Raw genomic sequence first — 18550 nt, 5'->3', positions numbered from 1 at the left:
CCGGGGCCCGTTGAACGGCCCGGTCGTCGTGTCGGACGGTCCGGCCCGCCCCCGGGCCTTGGACCGACACGCGCATGGGGCCGGATTGGGGGATGGGCCGGAGATGGCTCGCACATCTCCGGGACACCCGCCCCTCCCTCACTTCCCCGTGGACCGTTCTTTTGGGGGTTTCCCGACAGTCTTTGACAGCCCGGCCCGACACGGAAGGACAGTGAGACTGACGGGAAACCCCCAAACCCTCCCTGATCCGGACCGAGCGGGACTCCCCCCTACCCCACCCGGACCAGGGCCATGGCCGGCAGGTCGGTCAGGAGCTTCGCCAGTTGCACCCGTCCCTCGTGAGCACCCTCGTGGGTGCCCCCGCCCGGGGCCCCCTGGGCGGCGCGCCACTGCCCCGGGGGCAGGATCAGGGTGGTGCCGTTCCAGCCGCCCGATTCCGCCAGGCGGTGGGAGAGCCGGGTGGCCACCGCGACGAGGTCGGCCGAGCGGGCGAAGGCCACGCAGTGGTCGGCCGCCGGGCCGGAGGCCGTCAGGGGGTTGTAGCCGGAGAACAGCGCGGGCCGGTCGCGGCGCAGCCGGAGCAGGGCCGCCGTCAGCGCGAGCTTCTCCGCCGCGAGGCCGTGCGGGGCGGTGCCCGCGTCGAGGGCGGCCAGAACCCCGCGCGGGAACGCCGCCGGGCGGCGGTTGTCCGGGTCCACCAGCGCCCGGTACTCGGTCTCCGAGCCCTGGTAGACCTCCGGCACCCCCGGCATCGCCAGGTGCAGCAGGGTCATGCCCAGGACGTTGGCGCGGGCCGCCTCCCTCAAGTGCCCGGGGAGTTCCGCCGCCTCCCCGGGCACCAGGTCCGCGATGCCGGCTTCGTACTCCTCGTCGGGGTCGGTCCAAGACGTCCGCAGCCCCGACTCCCGGGCGGCCTTCAGCAGGGCCGCCTCCAGTCGGGGTCCCCGATCCGGGACGTCTCCGAGGCCGAGCGCGCTCTGCCGGGCCACCCACTCCAGCTGCGGATCCCCGGAGCGGCCCGCACCCCCCGTCTTGCCCCTCTCGCCCACTTCCCCCGCTTCCCCCGCTTCCCCCGACTTCCCCATCTCCCCCGGAGCCTGTGACAGTGCCGCGATCCGGGCCCGTACGTCCGCGCTGCGCTTCGTGTCGTGCGTGGACAGCACCGTCCCCGTGGCGGGCCAGTCCCGTTCCAGCTCCGCGCAGTACGCGTGGAACTCCGCAACCGACACCGCCGGGGCGCCCGGCTCGCCGCCGACCTCGGTGGCCGACAGCAGCGGGGCCCAGCGGTAGAAGGCGCGGTCCTCCAGGGACTTGGCCCGCAGGGCGGCGGAGGTCTGGGCGAAGCGCGCCCCGAAGGCCGGGTCGCGCAGCACGAGTTCGCGTACGCCGTCCAGGCCGGACACCCCCGCCGCCACCTCGGCCACCTCCCCGCCCGGGTAGGGTCGGTACACCGGGTAGCCGATCAGCAACTCCCGGACCGCGGGAGCGAGTTCCGGTCCCGCCCGGCGTTCCAGCAGGGCCAGTTCGGCGGCCAGGTCGCCGGTCAGCACCTCCCGCGCCGCCGCGGCGGCGGTCGCCCCCCAGGAAGGCAGGCCGGTGGTGCCGGCGTAGGCGCGGGCGAGTTCCGCCGTGCCCGCCGGGTCGGCGAACAGTCCGTCGACCCGGTGCAGGGCGTCGTAGCCGGTGGTGCCCGCCACCGGCCAGCCGGGAGGCAGCCGCTCCTGGCGGGCCAGGATCTTCTCCACGACCACCCAGCAGTCCCCGCCCACCGCCGCCCGCAGCCGCCGCAGGTACCCCTCGGGGTCCGCCAGCCCGTCCACGTGGTCGACGCGCAGCCCCTGGAGAACCCCGTCGCGCACCAGCTCCAGCACCTTGGAGTGGGTGGCGGAGAAGACCCCGGGGTCCTCGACCCGCACCCCGATCAGGTCCGAAATGGTGAAGAAACGACGGTAGTTCAACGCGGTGCGGGCCTCCCGCCAGCAGGCGACCCGGTACCACTGTGCGGTCAGCAGCTCCGGCAGGGGCAGCCCGGCCGTGCCGGCCCGCAGGGGGAACTCCCGTTCGGCGTCACCCTCCCCGTACCGCAGCACCTCCCCGCCCGCGTCGACGCGGAAGCCGTCGGCCCGCGGCGGCTCCCCGAGCACCGGCAGCAGCAGTTGTCCGCCCCCGGCCTCCCAGTCGATGTCGAACCAGCGCGCGTACGGGGAGCGCGGCCCTTCCCGCAGCACCTCCCACAGCGGCCGGTTCAGGCGCAGCGGGTCCGGGACCGCCATGTGGTTCGGCACGATGTCCAGGACCATCCCCAGCCCGTGCGCCCGAGCCGTCGCGGCCAGGGCCCGCAGGCCCTCCTCCCCGCCCAGCTCGGCCCGTACCCGGGTGTGGTCGGTGACGTCGTACCCGTGCGCCGACCCGGGCACCGCCTCCAGTGAGGGGGAGAGGTGCAGGTGTGACACGCCGAGCGAGGCGAGGTACGGTACGGCTGCTCCGGCCGCGGCGAAGGGGAACGCGGGGCCCAGTTGGAGACGGTAGGTCGACGCGGGAGTGACGGGATTCGGAACATCAGATTCCGATTGACTGCTTGAATACTGCGTGGTCATGAGAACGTACGTACCCAGCCCACGCGATTCCGTGCCATGACCCAATGCATCCGGGTGACTGCGCCGCGTTAATGTCGATCAAGTGGTTGGAACCGTCAAGACCTATCGACAAGTCATCGCCCTGACCGGGCCCCTACTCCCGCTCCTCTCCTTCTTCGCCCGTCTGCCCGTCGCGATGTCCCAGTTCGGGAGCGTCCTGCTGGTCGCCGAGACCAGCGGCTCCCTCGCCACCGCCGGCATCGTCGGTGGCACCCTCTCGGCCGGCCAGGTGGTCTTCGGACCCGTCCTCGGCCGGCTCGCCGACCGCCACGGGCAGCGGCCCGTCGTCCTCTGCGCCGCCGCGGTCAACGCGGTGGCCACCGCCGGCCTCGTCGCCGGGGCCCTCGGCGGCCTCGCGACCGTCCCGCTCGCCGCCATCGGAGCCGTCACCGGCGCCTCCGTCCCGCTGATCGGGCCGCTCGCCCGGACCCGCTCCGTCGCGCTCGCGCACCGGGCGAAGTCCGACGAGAGCGTCGTGGGCGCCGTCCACTCGCTGGAGGGCACCCTCGACGAGATCTCCTTCGTCTTCGGCCCGGCCCTCGTCGGACTCGCCGCGCTCGTCGCCCACCCGGCCGTCGCCCTCGGCGGTGCGGCCACGCTGGTCGCCGTGTTCGGGGCCGCGTACGCCCTGCACCCGACCGCCGCCGTCACGGCCGGGTCGCCCGCGCGGGAGCGCGGCGCGCGGGTGCGGGTCCGCCAGCCCCGGGTGGTCCACGCCGTCCGCGGCTCCCTCGCCCTCCAGGGCGCCATGTTCGGCGCCTGCCAGGCCGGCATCGCCTCGCTCACCGCGCAGTTGGGGGTACCCGGCCAGGCCGGGGTCGTCTACGCCATGATGGGCGTCGTCAGTGCCGTCACGGGCCTCGCGCTCGGCGCGCTGCCCGCCCGCTTCGGGCTGCGGATGCGCTGGAGGGCGGCCACCGCCGCCGCCCTGGTGCTCTCGACGCCCCTGCTGTTCACCGACAGCCTCCTGCCGCTGTACGTGGTCGTCACCGTCCTCGGCGCCGCCTACGCCCCGCACCTGATCACCGCCTTCGCGCTGACCGAACGCGTGGTCGAGCCGGCCCGGCTCGCCGAGTCGATGGCCTTCGCGGCGAGCTCCCTGGTGGCCGGACAGGCCGCCGCCCTGGCCGTCTCGGGACGGCTCGCCGAGGCCTACGGGCCCGCCGGCGCCTTCGCCGTGGCCGTGGGGGCGGCCGCGCTGTGCCTGACGCTCGCGCTGGTCACCACGGTGCCCTCGGCCCGTCCGGAAGCGGCCGGGGCCTTCATCCCGGCCCAGCAGAGCACCTCGCCCTCCGACGCGTCCGGCACCTGCGACACCACGGCCGGCGCCGCCGAGCCGACCGCTCCCGGTGCGACCGCTCCCGGTGCGATCGCCCCCGGTGCGACCGCCCCCGGAGCGTCGGCTCCCGGAGCGTCGGCTCCCGGGGCGACCGCCCACGGCGCGGGCGGCACCTACGCCGGTCGCTGAAGCACGACCAGGCACCGTCCCGTCAGGGCCACCCGGTCCCCGGCCGCGAACTGCGGCCCGGTATCGGGTGGCAGCACCTCCGCGCGCGCCGTGTCCACGACCAGCCGCCACCGCGCCCCGTGCCCCGCCGGGATGGTGAAGTCCTGCGGATCGGCGCCCGCGTTGAACATCAGCAGGAACGAATCGTCCGTGATCCGCTCCCCGCGCGAGCCCGGCTCGGAGATCGCCTCGCCGTTGAGGAACACGGTCAGCGCCCGCGCGTGCTGCGCCTGCCAGTCCCGGGCCCGCATCTCCTCCCCGTGCGGGGTGAACCAGGCGATGTCGGAGAGTTCGTCGTGCGTGCCCTCCACCGGCCGCCCGTGGAAGAACCGGCGCCGCCGGAACACCGGGTGGTCCCGGCGCAGCCAGACCATCCGCCGGGTGAACTCCAGCAGCGCGGGCGGCGGTTTGCCCGGCTCGGGCCAGGTCACCCAGGACAGCTCGTTGTCCTGGCAGTAGGCGTTGTTGTTGCCGTCCTGCGAGCGCGCGAACTCGTCGCCGTGGCTGAGCATCGGCACGCCCTGGGACAGCATCAGGGTGGCGGTGAGGTTCCGCATCTGCCGTGCGCGCAGCTCCAGGATCTCCGGGTCCTCGGTCGGCCCCTCGACCCCGCAGTTCCAGGACCGGTTGTGCGTCTCGCCGTCCCGATTGCCCTCGCGGTTGGCCTCGTTGTGCTTCTCGTCGTACGAGACCAGGTCGTGCAGGGTGAAGCCGTCGTGGCAGGTGGTGAAGTTGATCGAGGCCAGCGGGCGCCGCCCGTCGTCCTGGTAGAGGTCCGAGGAGCCCGTCAGCCGGCCCGCGAACTCCGCGAGCGTGCGCGGCTGCCCGCGCCACAGGTCCCGTACGGTGTCGCGGTACTTGCCGTTCCACTCGGTCCACAGCGGCGGGAAGTTGCCCACCTGGTAGCCGCCCTCGCCCAGGTCCCAGGGCTCGGCGATCAGCTTCACCTGGCTGACCACCGGGTCCTGCTGCACCAGGTCGAAGAACGAGGACAGCCGGTCGACCTCGTGGAACTGCCGGGCCAGGGTGGCCGCGAGGTCGAAGCGGAAGCCGTCCACGTGCATCTCGGTGACCCAGTACCGCAGCGAGTCCATGATCAGCTGGAGTACGTGCGGGGACCGCATCAGCAGCGAGTTTCCGGTGCCGGTGGTGTCCGTGTAGTGCCGGGGGTCCTCGGCCAGCCGGTAGTACGAGGCGTTGTCCAGCCCCCGGAAGGACAGGGTCGGGCCCAGGTGGTTGCCCTCGGCGGTGTGGTTGTAGACCACGTCCAGGATCACCTCGATCCCGGCCTCGTGCAGCGCCCGGACCGCCGACTTGAACTCCAGCACCTGCTGGCCCCGGTCGCCCGAGGCGTAGCCGTTGTGCGGGGCGAAGAAGCCGATGGTGTTGTAGCCCCAGTAGTTGCTCAGCCCGTCGTTGACCAGGCGGTGGTCGTTGACGAACTGGTGCACCGGCATGAGCTCCAGCGCCGTCACGCCGAGCTTGGTCAGGTGCCCGATGACCGCCGGGTGCGCGAGGGCCCCGTAGGTGCCCCGCAGCTCCTCCGGCAGCTCCGGATGGCGCATGGTCAGGCCCTTGACGTGCGCCTCGTAGAGGACGGTGTGGTGGTACTCGTGGCGCGGCGGGCGGTCGTTGGCCCAGTCGAAGTACGGGTTCACCACGACCGAACTCATGGTGTGCGGAGCCGAGTCGAGGTCGTTGCGGGAGTCGGGCCGGCCGAAGTGGTAGCCGTAGACCTGCTCGCCCCAGCCGATCCTGCCGCTGATGGCCCGCGCGTACGGGTCGAGCAGCAGCTTCGCCGCGTTGCAGCGCAGGCCGCGCTCGGGCTCGTACGGGCCGTGCACCCGGAACCCGTACCGCTGGCCGGGCATCACCCCGGGCAGGTAGGCGTGCCGCACGAAGGCGTCCGTCTCGCGCAGCTCGACGGCGGTCTCCGAGCCGTCGTCGTGCAGAAGGCACAGTTCGATGCGCCGTGCGGCCTCGGAGTAGACCGCGAAGTTGGTGCCGGCGCCGTCATAGGTGGCACCCAGTGGATACGCCTGTCCCGGCCAGACCTGCATAGACAACGCTCTTCCCATCCTGGTCCGGCTGATCCGGCGTCGATCACGTCAATGCCAGATCTTCCCCGAAAGAGGGGCCGCACGCGTGGACTTGCGATGCTCCTGACGGGTGACCCGGAGAGCTGATATGCGGGTCAGCCGACTGTCCGGGCATCACATAATGAGTCAACGGGGGCCCGGAGAGCGGGGCGTGGAGCCGTCCCGGCGTGCTTCGGGCTGCGTCGGGCCGCGCGCGCGGAGTACCCTTCCGTGATCACTGGAGACGGGCGTCCAGACGCAGAAGGCGGTGCACGGGTGAGCTCGGGAGGTCTGGAGCTGCCCCCTGGTGACGGCGGTCACGAGGGTGGCCCGGCGGATGCACCGGGGGGCGCGGCCGGGACGTTCGCGGCCGGGGCGGTGTCGCTGGCCCCGCCGACGGCCGGGGACKACGTACGGGCCGGCGCCGAGCTGGACTGGGGCGCGGACGCGTGGAGCGAGGTCCGTACGCGGGCCCAGCGCGCGGGCCGCGCGTACATCTGGCTGAATCTCATCGAACAGCGGTTGAGGTCGGTGGTGGGCGCCGTGCTGCGGCCCGTCTACGAGCCGGTGCACGGCGGGGACGACTGGGTGGTCGCCGCCGCCGGGCCGGCCGGGCAGGAATGGGTGCAGCGGGCGGTGGCGGTCCGCGAGGTCAGCCGGCGCAAGGGCTACCTCCTCGACTCCGCCGACGACAACGTGCTGAGCTTCCTGACGCTGCCGCAGCTGCGGGAGCTGATGGTCCAGCACTGGCCGTGCTTCGAGCCGTACTTCGACGACCGGCGCGAGATCGAGCTGGCCCTCGACGAGCTGGAGGTCACCCGCAACGTGGTCTCCCGCAACCGGGCGCTGTCACGACCGGTGCTGGAGCAGGCGGAGCGCGCCTCGGCGCGCCTCCTGGAGGTGCTGGGGGCCGGGGCGGGCAGCCCGACGGCCGACCGGCTGCCGATCGACGCGGTGGAGGACCTGGTCGGCGACCGGTACGCGGACGTCATCTCGGTCCACCCGGACCGGGTGCGGCTCCAGCGGATGCTTCCGGCGGAGGACCTGTTCGGGGGCGCGCGGCGGCTCGACGCCATCGGCATAGGCCTGAACCTGCTGGTGCAGAACTTCTCCGGCCGCCGGCTGGTCCGGCTCACGGAGGCGGGCTGCCGGGTGCGGCTGCTGTTCCTGAACCCGGCGAGCAGCGCCGTCAAGCGGCGCGAGCGGGAGCTCGGGCTGCGCAAGGGGGAGCTGAGCCGGTCGGTGGAGATGAACATCCTGCACGTGCGCCGGGTGCGGGCGGGTCTGAAGGACCCGTCGCGCTTCGACATCCACGTCTTCGACGAGACCCCGCGCTTCACCGCCTACCTGGTGGAGGGCGAGTCCTCGGGGATCGCGGTGGTCCAGTCGTACCTGCGGCGGGCCCGGGGCATGGAGGCCCCGGTGCTGGTCCTGCGCGGGGGAGGGCGGGGCGGGCAGAAGGATTCCGAACACGGGCTCTTCCCGACCTACCGGGAGGAGTTCGAATCGGTCTGGGAGGACTCCCGGCCGGTGTCCTGACGGCGTCCCGCCGACCCGGCGGCGGCCCCGCCCTCCGGTGTGTCAGTGCCCCGTGGCAGGCTGAAACGCGTTGACCGATACACGGGGGAGGGGCGCGTCATGGAGGCGTGGCACGGGGGAACACGGTTCGAGGCCGGCGCCGGAACGGCGGCCGGGTGATGAGCTGGATCAGCGGGCCGCTGGTGGCCTTCGACCTGGAGACGACGGGGACCGACGTCGAGACCGACCGCATCGTGACGGCGGCGGTGGTGCGGCTGGGGCCGGACGGGGCCGTCTCGGGGGAGCGGACCTGGCTGCTCGACCCGGGGGTGCCGATACCCGAGCAGGCGTCCGCGATCCACGGCATCTCGACGGAGCACGCCCGGGAGCACGGGGTGCCCGCCGCCGAGGCCGTCGAGGAGATCGTGCGGGCCGTGGCCGACGGGCTGGGCGCGGGGCGTCCGCTGGTGGTGATGAACGCCCGCTACGACCTCTCCCTGCTCGACCGCGAGTGCCGGAGGTACGGGGTCGCGTCGCTCAGCGAGCGGCTGGGCGGCGTACCGTCGCCCGTCATCGATCCGCTGGTGATAGACAAGCACGTGGACAAGTACCGCAAGGGCAAGCGGGCCCTGCACGCCCTGTGCGCCCACTACGGGGTCGCCCTCGACGACGCGCACGACGCCAGGGCGGACGCGGTGGCCGCGGCCCGGGTGGTGCGGCGGCTGGGGGAGACGCACCGGCCCGTCGGGCTGATGCCCCTGGCCGACCTGCAGGCCCTCCAGGTCCGGGCGGCGGCCGAGCAGTCCGTCTCCCTCCAGGCCTACCTGCGGCGCACCACGGACCCGGCGGCGGTCGTCGAGCCTGCCTGGCCGCTCATCCCGCGGCGCGGCTGACCGGGCCGTCCGGGCGGAATCCCGCGGGGGCCGTCTTCAGTCCTGCTCGTCGGCGGGGTCGACGTACTGGATGTGGAGGCCGCGGAAGTGGATGCCGCAGTCGACCTCGCGGCAGTAGTGGCCGTGCCGGGCGGCGGTGCGCGGGTGGGCCGGGCCGCTGCGCGCCACGTCGCGGAAGAGCTCGGCGTTGCGGCGGAACAGCGGCGCGCTGCCGGTCAGGAACAGGGTCTCGGCGTGGATGTGCTGGTGGAAGCGGTCGCGGTCGTCGGCGTGCCGCGGGTGCGTCCCCTCCGTCTCCTCCCGCGGCCGCGGCCGCGGCGGGCGCAGGTCCACCGTGCGGGGCCGTCCCGGTCCCAGCCGTGCGCGCAGCCGCTTCCAGCGCGCGGGGGCGAACCGGAGCGAGTGGTGCAGCAGGACCAGGTCGAGGGCACGGTCCCCGGGCGTCCCGCCCCCGGCCGTGCGCAGGGGCAGGTGGACCAGGGTGCGCGGCGAGGAGGCGGCCAGGGTCCACAGCCCGGCCATCAGCTGGGCGGCCTCCTGGTCGAGGTAGGCGTTCAGGTACCAGGAGTCGTCGAAGAGTTCCGCGTGGGCCGGGGGGCTCGCCGGGCGGACCACCCTGAAGGACTCCCGGCCCGAGCGGGCGTCGTGGAGGGTGAGGTGCAGTTTCACGGGTGACTTGATACGGCAGGGCTAGAAGGGGTGCCAGCGCATTTCCGCGTCCCCCTCGCGCAGCGAGGCCACCCGGCGGCGGAACTCCGCCAGGGCCTTGGGGTTGGACGGGGCGTGCTGGGAGACCCAGGCGCAGCTCGCCGTCTCGCGGGCGCCGCGCAGCACCGCGCACCCCTCCCAATCCCGTACGTCCCATCCGTAGGCGTCCGTGAAGGCCCGGTACGCGTCCGCGGGCAGTCCGTACCGGTCCCGGGAGAGCGCCATCACGACCAGGTCGTGCTCGCGCAGGTCTGCCGAGACGGTCTCCAGGTCCACCAGCACCGGTCCGTCGGGGCCCACGTGGACGTTGCGGGGCAGGGCGTCGCCGTGGATCGGACCGGGGGGCAGGTGCGGGGTGAGCCCGGCCACCTCGGCCGCGTAGCCGTCGCGCCGGGCCCGCAGGTACGCCGCGTCCTCGGGGTCGACGGCGCCGCCGGCGAGCCGCAGCCAACGTTCCACGCCGTCCAGCAGGTCGCGCGGGGGCAGGGCGAAGGGCGGCGCGGGCAGGGCGTGCAGCGGGCGCAGCAGGGCCGCGAGGTCCTCGGGGCCCGCGGGCCGGACCGCGTCGGGGAGCCGGTGCCACAGGGTCACCGGGTGGCCGGCCACCAGCCGGGGCGCGGGCTCGGCCGCGCGCACCGCCGGGACGCCGGCTCCGGCGAGCCAGTCCGCCACCGCCAGCTCCCGTTCGGCCCGCGGGAACAGCCCCGCTTCGCGGCCCACCTTCACCACGAGGCCGTCGACGGCGAAGACCGCGTTCTCCCCGAAGGCGAGCAGTTCGGCCGGTCCGGTGAGGCCGGCCTCCGTCAGTACGTCCCTGGCCCGCGCCTCGTCCATGCCGTTCGTCCCGTCCTCTCGTGCCGCGCCGGACCGTGGGGATCCGGATCACCGCGGACCATGACCGGGGGTCAGTCTCGCATTGCCGCCACGACCCCCGGCGGGCCGCCGCCACCCGGTGGGGCGGTCCGCGGGATCCCGGTTGAGCGAGACGTTTCGTCTCGCTATGGTCGGGACATGACCTCAGCCAAGCCCGCCCACATCGCCATGTTCTCCATTGCGGCCGCGGGCCACGTGAACCCGAGCATCGAAGTGATCCGCGAACTCGTCGCCCGGGGTCACCGGGTCAGCTACGCCGTTCCCGCCTCCTTCGCCGACAAGGTCGCCGAGACCGGCGCCACCCCGGTGATCTGGAACTCCACCCTGCCCACCGAGGACGACCCCGACGCCTGGGGGACCGAGCTCATCGACCAGATCGAGCCCTTCCTGAACGACGCGGTCCAGGCGCTCCCGCAGCTCGTCGCCGCCTTCGAGGGGGACGAGCCGGACCTCGTCCTGCACGACATCACCGCCTACGCGGCGATCGTCCTGGCCCACCGCTGGGGCGTCCCCGCGATCTCCCTCTCCCCGAACCTCGTGGCCTGGAACGGCTACGAGGAGGAGGTCGCGGCCCCGATGACCGCCCAACTGCGCGCCTCCGAGCGCGGGAGGGCCTACTACGCGCGCTTCGGCGCCTGGCTGCGGGACAACGGCATCGAGGAGGACCCGGACCGGTTCGTCGGCCGCCCGCCCCGCAGCATCGTCCTCATCCCGCGCGCCCTCCAGCCCCACGCCGACCGGGTCGACCCCGACGTGTACACGTTCGTCGGGGCCTGCCAGGGCGACCGCGCCGCCACTCAGGGCACCTGGCGGCGCCCGGAGGCCGCGCGGGGCAGGAAGCTGCTCCTGGTCTCCCTCGGCTCCACCTTCACCAAGCAGCCCGCCTTCTACCGGGCCTGCATCGAGGCCTTCGGCGACCTCCCCGACTGGTACGTGGTCCTCCAGATCGGGAAGTTCACCGACGAGGCCGAACTGGGGGAGGTGCCGGCAAACGTCGAAGTCCACCGCTGGGTTCCCCAACTGGACATCCTGCGCCAGGCCGACGCCTTCGTCACCCACGCCGGCGCGGGCGGCAGCCAGGAGGGCCTCGCCACCGCCACCCCCATGGTCGCGGTCCCCCAGGCCGTCGACCAGTTCGGCAACGCCGACATGCTGGCCTCCCTCGGCGTGGCCCGCCACCTCCCGATGGAGCGGGCCGACGCCATGGCCCTGCGCGCGGCCGTCCTCGGCCTGCTGGCCGACCCCGATGTCGCCGTCCGCGCCGAGGCCATCCGGGCCGAGATGGCCGCCGAGGGCGGGACGCGGCAGGCGGCCGACCTCGTCGAAGGGGCACTGTCAGAGGCGGGGCTTAGGGTGCGCCCATGACGAAGAAGAAGTACGCGGCGCTGCTGCGCGGCATCAATGTCGGCGGGAACAAGAAGGTCCCGATGGCCGAGCTGCGCGCGGTCCTGGAGGGGCTCGGCCACGGTGACGTGCAGACCTACCTGCAGAGCGGCAACGCCGTCTTCAGCAGCGGCGAGGGCGACCCGCAGGCCCTCGCCCGGGGGCTGGAGGCCGCGATCGAGGGCCACTTCGGCTTCCGCGTGCCCTGTCTGGTCGTCGACGGGGAGTACCTGGCCGCCGTCGCCGGCGCCTGCCCCTTCCCCGCCGCCGAGCTGGAGGGCAGGCAGCTCCACGCGACCTTCTTCTCCGCGCAGCCCGGCCCGGAGCGCTTCGCCGCGCTCGACGGCGCCGCGTACCTCCCCGAGGAGTACCGGCTCGGGGACCGGGTCCTCTACCTCTACGCACCGGACGGCCTGGGTCGTTCCAAGCTGGCCGAGGCGCTCGCCCGCCCGGCCGTGGTCAAGGGCCTGGACGTGACCACCCGCAACTGGAACACCGTCGCCAAGCTGGTCGAACTGACCCGCCCCTGACCTCGGGCGTCCCCCGGTGCGCGCCGCCGCCCGGCCTCCCTACGCGGGAGCCGCGGCGAGGACGATCTTGCCCTGGAGGTGGCCCCGCTCGGCGCGGGCGTGCGCCCGCGCGGCCCCGGCCAGCGGGAAGACCTCCTCGACGGCCACCCGCAGCGCGCCGCGGTCCGCCAGCCGGGCCAGTTCGGCCAGTTGCTCCCCGCTGGGGCGCACCTGCCAGGCGCCGGCCGAGACGCCCTGCCCGGCCGCGCGCTCCGCGTGGTACTCCCCGGGGAAGACCGCGCCGATGCGCCCGCCGGGCCGCATGACCGGCAGGAGGCGGTGGCCGTCCGGGCCCCCCACGGCGTCGATCAGCACGTCCACCTCGCGCACGGCCTCCCCGGCGGCCGTGCGCGTGTAGTCCACGAACCGGTCGGCCCCGAGACCCAGGAGGAAGGCCTCGTGGCGCCCCGACGCCACCGCGACGACCCGGCCGGCGCCCGCGGTCCGGGCCAGCTGCACGGCGAGGTGGCCCACTCCGCCCGCCGCGCCGTTGACCAGTACCGTGTCGCCCTCGCACACCTTCACGTGCTCGAAGAGGTACTGGTACGCCGTCAGCCCGGCCATCGGCAAGGCGGCCGCCTCCGTGTGGCCGAGCGCGGCCGGCTTGCGGGCGAGGTTCCCGGCGGGGGAGACCACGTACTCGGCGTACGCCGAGGCCCGGCCGGGGAAGCGGACCAGGCCGAACACCTCGTCCCCGGCCCGCCAGCCGGTGACCCCCGCGCCCGTCTCCACGATCACGCCGGAGACGTCGGAGCCCGGCGTGTACGGCAGCGGCCACTCCGGGCGGAGCGGCTCCGGCAGCACCGTGAAGCCCTGCCGCGCGTAGCGGTCCACCGGGTTGACCCCGGCCGCGTGGACGCGGACCAGTACCTCGCCCGGTCCCGCTGCCGGCCGCGGCACCTCCTCGTACGCCAGCTGCTCCGGGCCGCCGAACGCGTGTACGCGTACGGCCCGCATCGTCGTCGTTCCCATGGCCTTCCCCCGACCTTCCGTTCCGTGCACGCCAAAGAGGGCGCCCCGTCCGGATAGAATCCGGAGCACTGCTCCGAATCATAGGCGGAGCAGTGCTCCGTTTGCCAACGTCAGGAATCCCCATGCCGGACGAGCCCGCACCGCCGGGGCAGCGCGCCGACGCCCGGCGCAACCGGGAACGCATCCTCGAAGCGGCCCGCGAGGTCATCGGCGAGCAGGGCACCGACGCCTCGCTCCGCGACATCGCCCGCCGCGCCGACGTCGGACTCGGCACGCTCTACCGGCACTTCCCGACCCGCGACACGCTCCTGGAGGCCCTGCTGCGCAACGGCTTCGGCGGCCTCGCCGCGCGGGCCGATGCCCTGGCGGACACGGACCTGCCACCCGAGGGGGCACTCGCCGACTGGCTCGGCGAGTTCATCGTGTGGGCCGGCACCTTCCGGGGACTCCCGGCCTCGCTGACGGCCACCCTCGCGGACCCGCAGTCCGCGCTGCACGCCTCGTGCCTGGGCATGCGGGAGGCGGGCGGCCGCCTGCTCCGGGCGGCCCAGGACGCCGGCCGGATCCGCCCCGACGTGGACGGCACCGACCTGTTCGCCCTGGTCAACGCCCTCAGCTGGATCACCGGCCAGGCCCCCACCCTCGCGGCCCGCCGCGCCCACCTGCTGGCCCTTGTCCTCGACGGCCTCGCCCACCCCGGGACTCGGCCGCACGGGTGAACCGTCGACGGACTCGGGGCGGCGGGCCCGATGCGCTTGCGGGGGAAGCAGTGATTTTGCAGGCTGTCCGCTGCTGATCTCCAGCGACGGGCAGTCGGTCCGGACTCAGCCGCCGGCCGACAGCCGCAAGCCGAGGGAAGGAACCCGCCCCGTGTCCGACGCACTCTCCGACGACCTGCGGAAGGTCATCGACGACACCCCCGTATTCGCGACCGTCGCCACCGTCCAGCCGGACGGCAGCCCGCAGCTGTCCGTCACCTGGCTCACCCGGGACGGCAACGAGCTGCTGTTCTCCACGACCGTCGGCCGCCGCAAGGAGATGAACCTCCGCAGGGACCCGCGGGTCACCGTCATGATCAACCCCCCGAACGCGCCCTACACCTACGCCGAGATCCGGGGCAGCGCCACCATGACCACGGAGGGCGGACAGGAGCTGATCGACGAGCTGTCGCGCAAGTACACGGGCAAGGACTACGCGGACTTCAACCCGGCGTCGGCCGACGACGCCGAACGCGTCGTGGTCCGCATCACCCCCAGGAAGGTCGTCGGCTCGCTCTGAGCCGTCACACCCCGGCCACCGCGTCCAGCAGCGCGACCTCCCCCGGCTCCAGCCGGATCGAGGCCGCGGCCAGGTTCTGCGCCAGGTGGGCGGGGGAGCCGGTGCCCGGGGTCGGGCAGAGCACCGGCGAGTGGTGCAGCAGCCAGGCCAGCGCGATCTGCCCCGGAACCGCCCCGTGCGCCGCCGCCACCCCGGTGACGGCGGCCGCGCCCCCGCCGGTCAGGGCGCCGCTGCCCAGCGGGTAGTACGGCAGGAACGCGATCCCGCGCTCCTCGCACAGCGCCAGCACCTCCGCCGAGGACCGGTCCAGCAGGTTGTACGGGTTCTGCACCGCCGCCACCGGGACCGACTCCAGCGCCTCCCGCAGCTGCGGCGCGCTCACCGTGTCCAGCCCGATGTGCCGGATCTTCCCCTCCTCCCGCAACCGAACCAGCTCGCCCAGCTGTTCGGCCATCGGCACCGCCGGGTCGAAACGGTGCAGCTGGTAGAGGTCGATCCGCTCCACCCGCAGCCGCCGCAGGCTCGCCTCGCACATCCGGCGCAACTCCCCGGGCCGGCCCGCCACGTGCCACTCGTCCGGGCCGGTGCGCACCACCCCGCCCTTCGTGGCGACCACGAGCCCGTCCCCGTACGGGTGGAGGGCCTCGGCGACCAGCTCCTCGGCCAGCTCCGGCCCGTAGTTGTCGGCGGTGTCGATCAGCCGCACCCCCTGCCCGACCGCCGCGCGCAGCAGCGCCACGGCATCCGCGCGACTGCCGCGCGGCCCCCAGTAACCGGGGCCGACCAGCCCGCCGGTGCCGAGTCCGAGACGACGCAGGGGCAGGTCCCCGCCCAGGTGGAACACGGCGTCCGTCATGGCCCGACCGTACCCGCGCGCGGCCGGTGTGCCAGGCTCGGGGCATGCGTTACATCATCATCGGCGCCGGAGCGATCGGCGCGACCATCGGCGGACGGCTCGCGGAATCGGGCCGGGAGGTCGTCCTCGTCGCGCGCGGCGCGCACGCCGAGGCACTGCGGACGGACGGACTCCGCCTCACCACCGCCGACGGCGCGCGCGTCCACCGGCTCCCCGTGGTCGCCGCACCGGCGGAACTGGGCGAACTGCGCCCCGACGACGTCCTCCTCCTCACCGTGAAGACCCAGGACGCCGTCGCCGCCCTCGACGCGTGGGGCGACGCGGAGGTCGCGGGCGGCGGGACGGCGGCCCAGCGCCTGCCACTGCTGTGCGCGCAGAACGGCGTCGAGAGCGAACGCCTGGCCCTGCGCCGCTTCGCGCGCGTGTACGGGGTCTGCGTCTGGCTGCCCGCCACCTTCCTGGAGCCCGGCGTCGTCTCGGCGCTGTGCTCCCCGCTGACCGGGATACTGCACCTCGGCAAGGCGGCCGGGGGCACCGACCGGCGGATCGCCTCGGTCGCCGCCGACCTGGAGGAGGCGGGCTTCGAGGCGCCGGTCGTCGAGGACGTCATGCGGTGGAAGTACGCCAAGCTGCTCGGCAACCTGGGCAACGCGATCCAGGCGACCACCGGACCCGAACCGGACCCGGCCAAGGCGGCGCTGCTGCTGCGCGCGACCCGCGAGGGCAAGGCCGCCCTGGAAGCGGCGGGCATCGCCCACGCCACGGAGGCGGAGCAGGCGACGGCCCGCGACGGCAAGGTCAACCAGCCCCCGGGCGTGCGCGGCGGCTCCTCCTGGCAGAGCCTGGCGCGCGGGACGGGGTCGGTGGAGGCCGACTACCTCAACGGCGAGATCGTGCTGCTGGGCCGGCTGCACGGGGTGGCGACGCCCGTCAACGACGTGCTGCGGCACGCGGCGAACATCTTCGCCCGGGAGGGCCTGCCGCCGGGGGCCATGTCGGTCGCCGACCTGACGGCACTGGCCGACGAAGCGGCCGCCCGCGCCTGAGACCCGCGACGAACGAAGGCCGGGGCCCGCGGACGACGGGACCCGGCGGGCCGGCCACCGGCCCGCCGGGCGCGGAGCCGTGACGGGCGCGCGGGGCCGTGACGCGCGGGGCCGTGACGGGTGGTCAGGCGTGATGGACGGTCAGACGGTGGCGGACGGTCAGGCCGTGAGGGCGGTACGCCGGGCCGGGCCGGCGCCGGCCGCGTCGTAGCGGCGCAGCAGGAGGCGGGCGAGTTCCGGGGCGGCGCCCAGGACCTCGGCCACCACGTCCGCGCCGGCGGCGGCGGCGCCGGCCGCGATGCGGTCCGGGAGGCGGCCGGGAGCGATGACGTACGGGGCCACCGCCACCCGGCGGACGCCCTCCGCGCGCAGGGCCCGTACGGCGTCCTCCGTACGGGGAAGGGCAGCGGAGGCGAACGCAGGCCGCACGGCGCACCAACCGGTGTGCCGCCACTCCCGCGCGATTTCAGCGATCACTGCGATCGCCTCCGGGTCTGAGGAACCGGCGGAAGCGAGCACCACACCGGTGGTGGCGCGCTCCGCCGGGGTGAGGCCGAGACCGGCCTCCGCCAGGCGCCGCTCCAGGGCCGCGACCAGCAGCGGGGACGGGCCGAGGACGTCGGCCACCCGGACCGAGAGACCGCTCAGCCGGGTGCCGGCCTCCGCCAGCACCGCCGGGATGTCCGCCTTCGCGTGGAAGGCCCGCGTCAGCAGCAGCGGCAGGGCCACGACCTCCCGCACGCCGGACAGGTACAGCGAGGCGAGGGCCTGGGAGACGGTCGGGCCGTTGAAGTCCAGGAAGGACGTCTCGACCCGCAGCCCCGGCCGCAGCGACCGGACCCGCCCGACGAGGGCGTGCACGGTCGCCGCGTGCCGCGGATCGCGGCTGCCGTGGGCGATGACGAGGAGGGCGCGGGACACGGGACTCAGCTCTTGACCAGCAGTCCGCGGCTGCGCAGCACCCACCGCTCGACCGGGCTGAAGATCAGCAGGTCGATGGCGATGCCGACCACGAGGATCAGCAGGATCGCGAGGAACACGCCGGGCAGGTCGATGTTGTTGCGGCCGTTCTCCAGCAGCTGACCGAGGCCCAGGCCCAGGTCGGGTGAGCTGGCGATGATCTCGGCGGCCATCAGGGAGCGCCAGGAGAAGGCCCAGCCCTGCTTGAGGCCGGCGAGGTAGCCGGGCAGCGCGGCGGGCATGACCACGTGCCGGGCGCCTTGCAGACCGGTGGCGCCCAGGGTGCGTCCGGCCCGCAGGAACAGCGGCGGGATCTGGTCGATGCCGGAGACGAGCCCGTTGGCGATCGAGGGGACGGCGCCCAGCAGGATCACCGTGTACATCATGGCGTCGTTGAGCCCGAACCAGAGGACCGCCGGGGGGACCCAGGCGACCGAGGGCAGGGACTGCAGGCCCTGGAGGATGGGTCCGATCGCGGCGCGCACGAACCTGACGCGGGCGACGAGCAGGCCGAGCGGGGTGCCGATGGCCAGGGCCAGCAGGAAGCCGAGCAGACCGCGCGAGACGCTGGTCCAGATCACGTCGAGCAGGGTGCCCTTGAGCCACATCGCGGTCAGGCTGTCCCACACGGCGCCCGGGGCGGGCAGCTTGGTCTCGTCGGTGACCTTCGCCGAGACCAGGACCTGCCAGACCACCAGCACGAGACCGACGGCCAGCAGCGGGGGCAGTGCCTTCTTGGTGAGGATCTCGCGGACGGGGGCGCGGTGGGTCTGGACGGCGTCGAGGGCGTCGAGGCCCGCCTCCAGTCCGGCCAGGTCGTCGTGCTTGGCCGTGGCTTTCGCGGTGGTGTCAGTGCTGGCCATGGCGGCGGATCTCCCCACGCAGGTGTTCAGTGATCTCGACGGACAGCTCCGCGACGTCCGCGTCCTCGATGCGGCGCGGCTGCGGGATGTCCACGGTCCATTCCTTGGCGACCCGGCCGGGCCGGGAGGAGAGCAGGACCACGCGCTCGGCGAGGCGGACGGCCTCGCGGACGTTGTGCGTGACGAAGAGGACGGAGAGTCCCGTCTCGGCCCAGATGCGGGTGAGTTCGCCGTGCAGGACGTCGCGGGTGATGGCGTCGAGGGCCGCGAAGGGCTCGTCCATCAGCAGCAGGCGGCTGTCCTGGGCGAGGGCGCGGGCCAGGGCCACGCGCTGGCGCATGCCGCCGGACAGTTCGTGGACGCGCTTGCCGTACGCCCCGCCGAGCCGGACCAGCTCCAGCAGCCGTTCC

Annotated in this window: 17 protein-coding genes; 8 read left to right on the top strand and 9 right to left on the bottom strand. The window is 74.2% G+C overall.

Features of this window, described 5'->3' with window-relative positions; genetic code table 11:
- Positions 1-269: 269 nt before the first annotated feature.
- Positions 270-2597, bottom strand: a complete 2328-nt coding sequence (gene treY, locus AB4039_RS27815) for a malto-oligosyltrehalose synthase (protein WP_442272083.1) — start codon at positions 2595-2597, stop codon at positions 270-272.
- An 82-nt stretch (positions 2598-2679) separates the two neighbouring features.
- Here treY and AB4039_RS27810 point away from each other — a divergent pair, with 82 nt between their 5' ends.
- Complete coding sequence (locus AB4039_RS27810) at positions 2680-4104, top strand: MFS transporter (protein ID WP_442272082.1); 1425 nt, start codon at positions 2680-2682, stop codon at positions 4102-4104.
- Here AB4039_RS27810 and glgX read toward each other — a convergent pair.
- Positions 4089-6203, bottom strand: a complete 2115-nt coding sequence (gene glgX / locus AB4039_RS27805) for a glycogen debranching protein GlgX (protein ID WP_266843318.1) — start codon at positions 6201-6203, stop codon at positions 4089-4091. The two genes, AB4039_RS27810 and glgX, sit on opposite strands and share 16 nt — an antisense overlap.
- 294 nt (positions 6204-6497) lie before the next feature.
- Between glgX and AB4039_RS27800 the strand changes: the two genes are divergently transcribed.
- Both AB4039_RS27800 and AB4039_RS27795 read left to right on the top strand, forming a co-directional pair.
- Positions 6498-7760 (top strand): SAV2148 family HEPN domain-containing protein, encoded by a 1263-nt coding sequence (locus tag AB4039_RS27800; protein ID WP_442272081.1) that lies wholly within the window; start codon positions 6498-6500, stop codon positions 7758-7760.
- A 158-nt stretch (positions 7761-7918) separates the two neighbouring features.
- On the top strand, positions 7919-8632 hold the full coding sequence (locus AB4039_RS27795) for a 3'-5' exonuclease (RefSeq protein ID WP_266843320.1): 714 nt from the start codon (positions 7919-7921) through the stop codon (positions 8630-8632).
- 36 nt (positions 8633-8668) lie between these two features.
- On the opposite strand, the gene AB4039_RS27790 is transcribed toward AB4039_RS27795, so the two are convergent.
- Positions 8669-9301, bottom strand: a complete 633-nt coding sequence (locus tag AB4039_RS27790) for a hypothetical protein (RefSeq protein ID WP_442272080.1) — start codon at positions 9299-9301, stop codon at positions 8669-8671.
- 21 nt (positions 9302-9322) lie between these two features.
- Positions 9323-10174, bottom strand: a complete 852-nt coding sequence (locus AB4039_RS27785) for an aminoglycoside phosphotransferase family protein (protein WP_266843322.1) — start codon at positions 10172-10174, stop codon at positions 9323-9325.
- A gap of 177 nt (positions 10175-10351) precedes the next feature.
- Here AB4039_RS27785 and mgt point away from each other — a divergent pair, with 177 nt between their 5' ends.
- Positions 10352-11578, top strand: a complete 1227-nt coding sequence (mgt, locus tag AB4039_RS27780; protein ID WP_266843324.1) for a macrolide-inactivating glycosyltransferase — start codon at positions 10352-10354, stop codon at positions 11576-11578.
- Positions 11575-12126, top strand: coding sequence for a DUF1697 domain-containing protein (locus AB4039_RS27775; RefSeq protein WP_266843325.1), 552 nt, complete (start codon positions 11575-11577; stop codon positions 12124-12126). Before mgt ends, AB4039_RS27775 begins: the two co-directional genes overlap by 4 nt.
- A gap of 39 nt (positions 12127-12165) precedes the next feature.
- Here the strand turns inward: AB4039_RS27775 and AB4039_RS27770 are convergent, their stop codons facing one another.
- The gene (locus AB4039_RS27770; protein ID WP_442272079.1) at positions 12166-13137 is read right to left on the bottom strand and encodes an NADP-dependent oxidoreductase; all 972 of its coding nucleotides are present in this window, start codon (positions 13135-13137) and stop codon (positions 12166-12168) included.
- Between the two features lie 122 nt (positions 13138-13259).
- On the opposite strand from AB4039_RS27770, the gene AB4039_RS27765 reads away from it, so the two are divergent.
- On the top strand, positions 13260-13856 hold the full coding sequence (locus AB4039_RS27765; RefSeq protein WP_442272078.1) for a TetR/AcrR family transcriptional regulator: 597 nt from the start codon (positions 13260-13262) through the stop codon (positions 13854-13856).
- 151 nt (positions 13857-14007) lie between these two features.
- Positions 14008-14415, top strand: coding sequence for a PPOX class F420-dependent oxidoreductase (locus tag AB4039_RS27760; protein ID WP_266843328.1), 408 nt, complete (start codon positions 14008-14010; stop codon positions 14413-14415).
- Positions 14416-14419: 4 nt separating this feature from the next.
- Here AB4039_RS27760 and AB4039_RS27755 read toward each other — a convergent pair whose 3' ends face one another.
- Entirely contained in the window at positions 14420-15271 is an 852-nt protein-coding gene (locus AB4039_RS27755; RefSeq protein ID WP_266843329.1) for an aldo/keto reductase, read from the bottom strand.
- Between the two features lie 44 nt (positions 15272-15315).
- Here AB4039_RS27755 and AB4039_RS27750 point away from each other — a divergent pair, with 44 nt between their 5' ends.
- Positions 15316-16317: a 2-dehydropantoate 2-reductase N-terminal domain-containing protein gene (locus tag AB4039_RS27750; RefSeq protein ID WP_266843330.1), complete on the top strand. Its 1002-nt coding sequence runs from the start codon at positions 15316-15318 to the stop codon at positions 16315-16317.
- A 159-nt stretch (positions 16318-16476) separates the two neighbouring features.
- Here AB4039_RS27750 and AB4039_RS27745 read toward each other — a convergent pair whose 3' ends face one another.
- The 3 genes from AB4039_RS27745 to AB4039_RS27735 all read right to left on the bottom strand — a co-directional run.
- Positions 16477-17238, bottom strand: coding sequence for a sirohydrochlorin chelatase (locus AB4039_RS27745; protein ID WP_266843331.1), 762 nt, complete (start codon positions 17236-17238; stop codon positions 16477-16479).
- A gap of 5 nt (positions 17239-17243) precedes the next feature.
- Entirely contained in the window at positions 17244-18140 is an 897-nt protein-coding gene (locus tag AB4039_RS27740; RefSeq protein ID WP_442272077.1) for an ABC transporter permease, read from the bottom strand.
- On the bottom strand, positions 18127-18550 hold a 424-nt coding region (locus AB4039_RS27735; protein ID WP_442272076.1), incomplete at its 5' end, for an ABC transporter ATP-binding protein. The genes AB4039_RS27735 and AB4039_RS27740, both read right to left, overlap by 14 nt.

Source organism: Streptomyces sp. M-16 (assembly GCF_052114405.1).
Classification (GTDB): Bacteria; Actinomycetota; Actinomycetes; order Streptomycetales; family Streptomycetaceae; genus Streptomyces.
This window is presented reverse-complemented; position numbering and strand designations above follow the sequence as displayed.

What these genes read in the sequence shown, in the direction of transcription:
- AB4039_RS27755 (WP_266843329.1), bottom strand. Translation starts at nt 15,271, where the DNA reads ATGACGGACGCCGTGTTCCACCTGGGCGGGGACCTGCCCCTGCGTCGT.
- AB4039_RS27775 (WP_266843325.1), top strand. Translation starts at nt 11,575, where the DNA reads ATGACGAAGAAGAAGTACGCGGCGCTGCTGCGCGGCATCAATGTCGGC.
- mgt (WP_266843324.1), top strand. Translation starts at nt 10,352, where the DNA reads ATGACCTCAGCCAAGCCCGCCCACATCGCCATGTTCTCCATTGCGGCC.
- AB4039_RS27740 (WP_442272077.1), bottom strand. Translation starts at nt 18,140, where the DNA reads ATGGCCAGCACTGACACCACCGCGAAAGCCACGGCCAAGCACGACGAC.
- AB4039_RS27795 (WP_266843320.1), top strand. Translation starts at nt 7,919, where the DNA reads ATGAGCTGGATCAGCGGGCCGCTGGTGGCCTTCGACCTGGAGACGACG.
- AB4039_RS27765 (WP_442272078.1), top strand. Translation starts at nt 13,260, where the DNA reads ATGCCGGACGAGCCCGCACCGCCGGGGCAGCGCGCCGACGCCCGGCGC.
- AB4039_RS27770 (WP_442272079.1), bottom strand. Translation starts at nt 13,137, where the DNA reads ATGGGAACGACGACGATGCGGGCCGTACGCGTACACGCGTTCGGCGGC.
- AB4039_RS27750 (WP_266843330.1), top strand. Translation starts at nt 15,316, where the DNA reads ATGCGTTACATCATCATCGGCGCCGGAGCGATCGGCGCGACCATCGGC.
- treY (WP_442272083.1), bottom strand. Translation starts at nt 2,597, where the DNA reads ATGACCACGCAGTATTCAAGCAGTCAATCGGAATCTGATGTTCCGAAT.
- AB4039_RS27785 (WP_266843322.1), bottom strand. Translation starts at nt 10,174, where the DNA reads ATGGACGAGGCGCGGGCCAGGGACGTACTGACGGAGGCCGGCCTCACC.
- glgX (WP_266843318.1), bottom strand. Translation starts at nt 6,203, where the DNA reads ATGCAGGTCTGGCCGGGACAGGCGTATCCACTGGGTGCCACCTATGAC.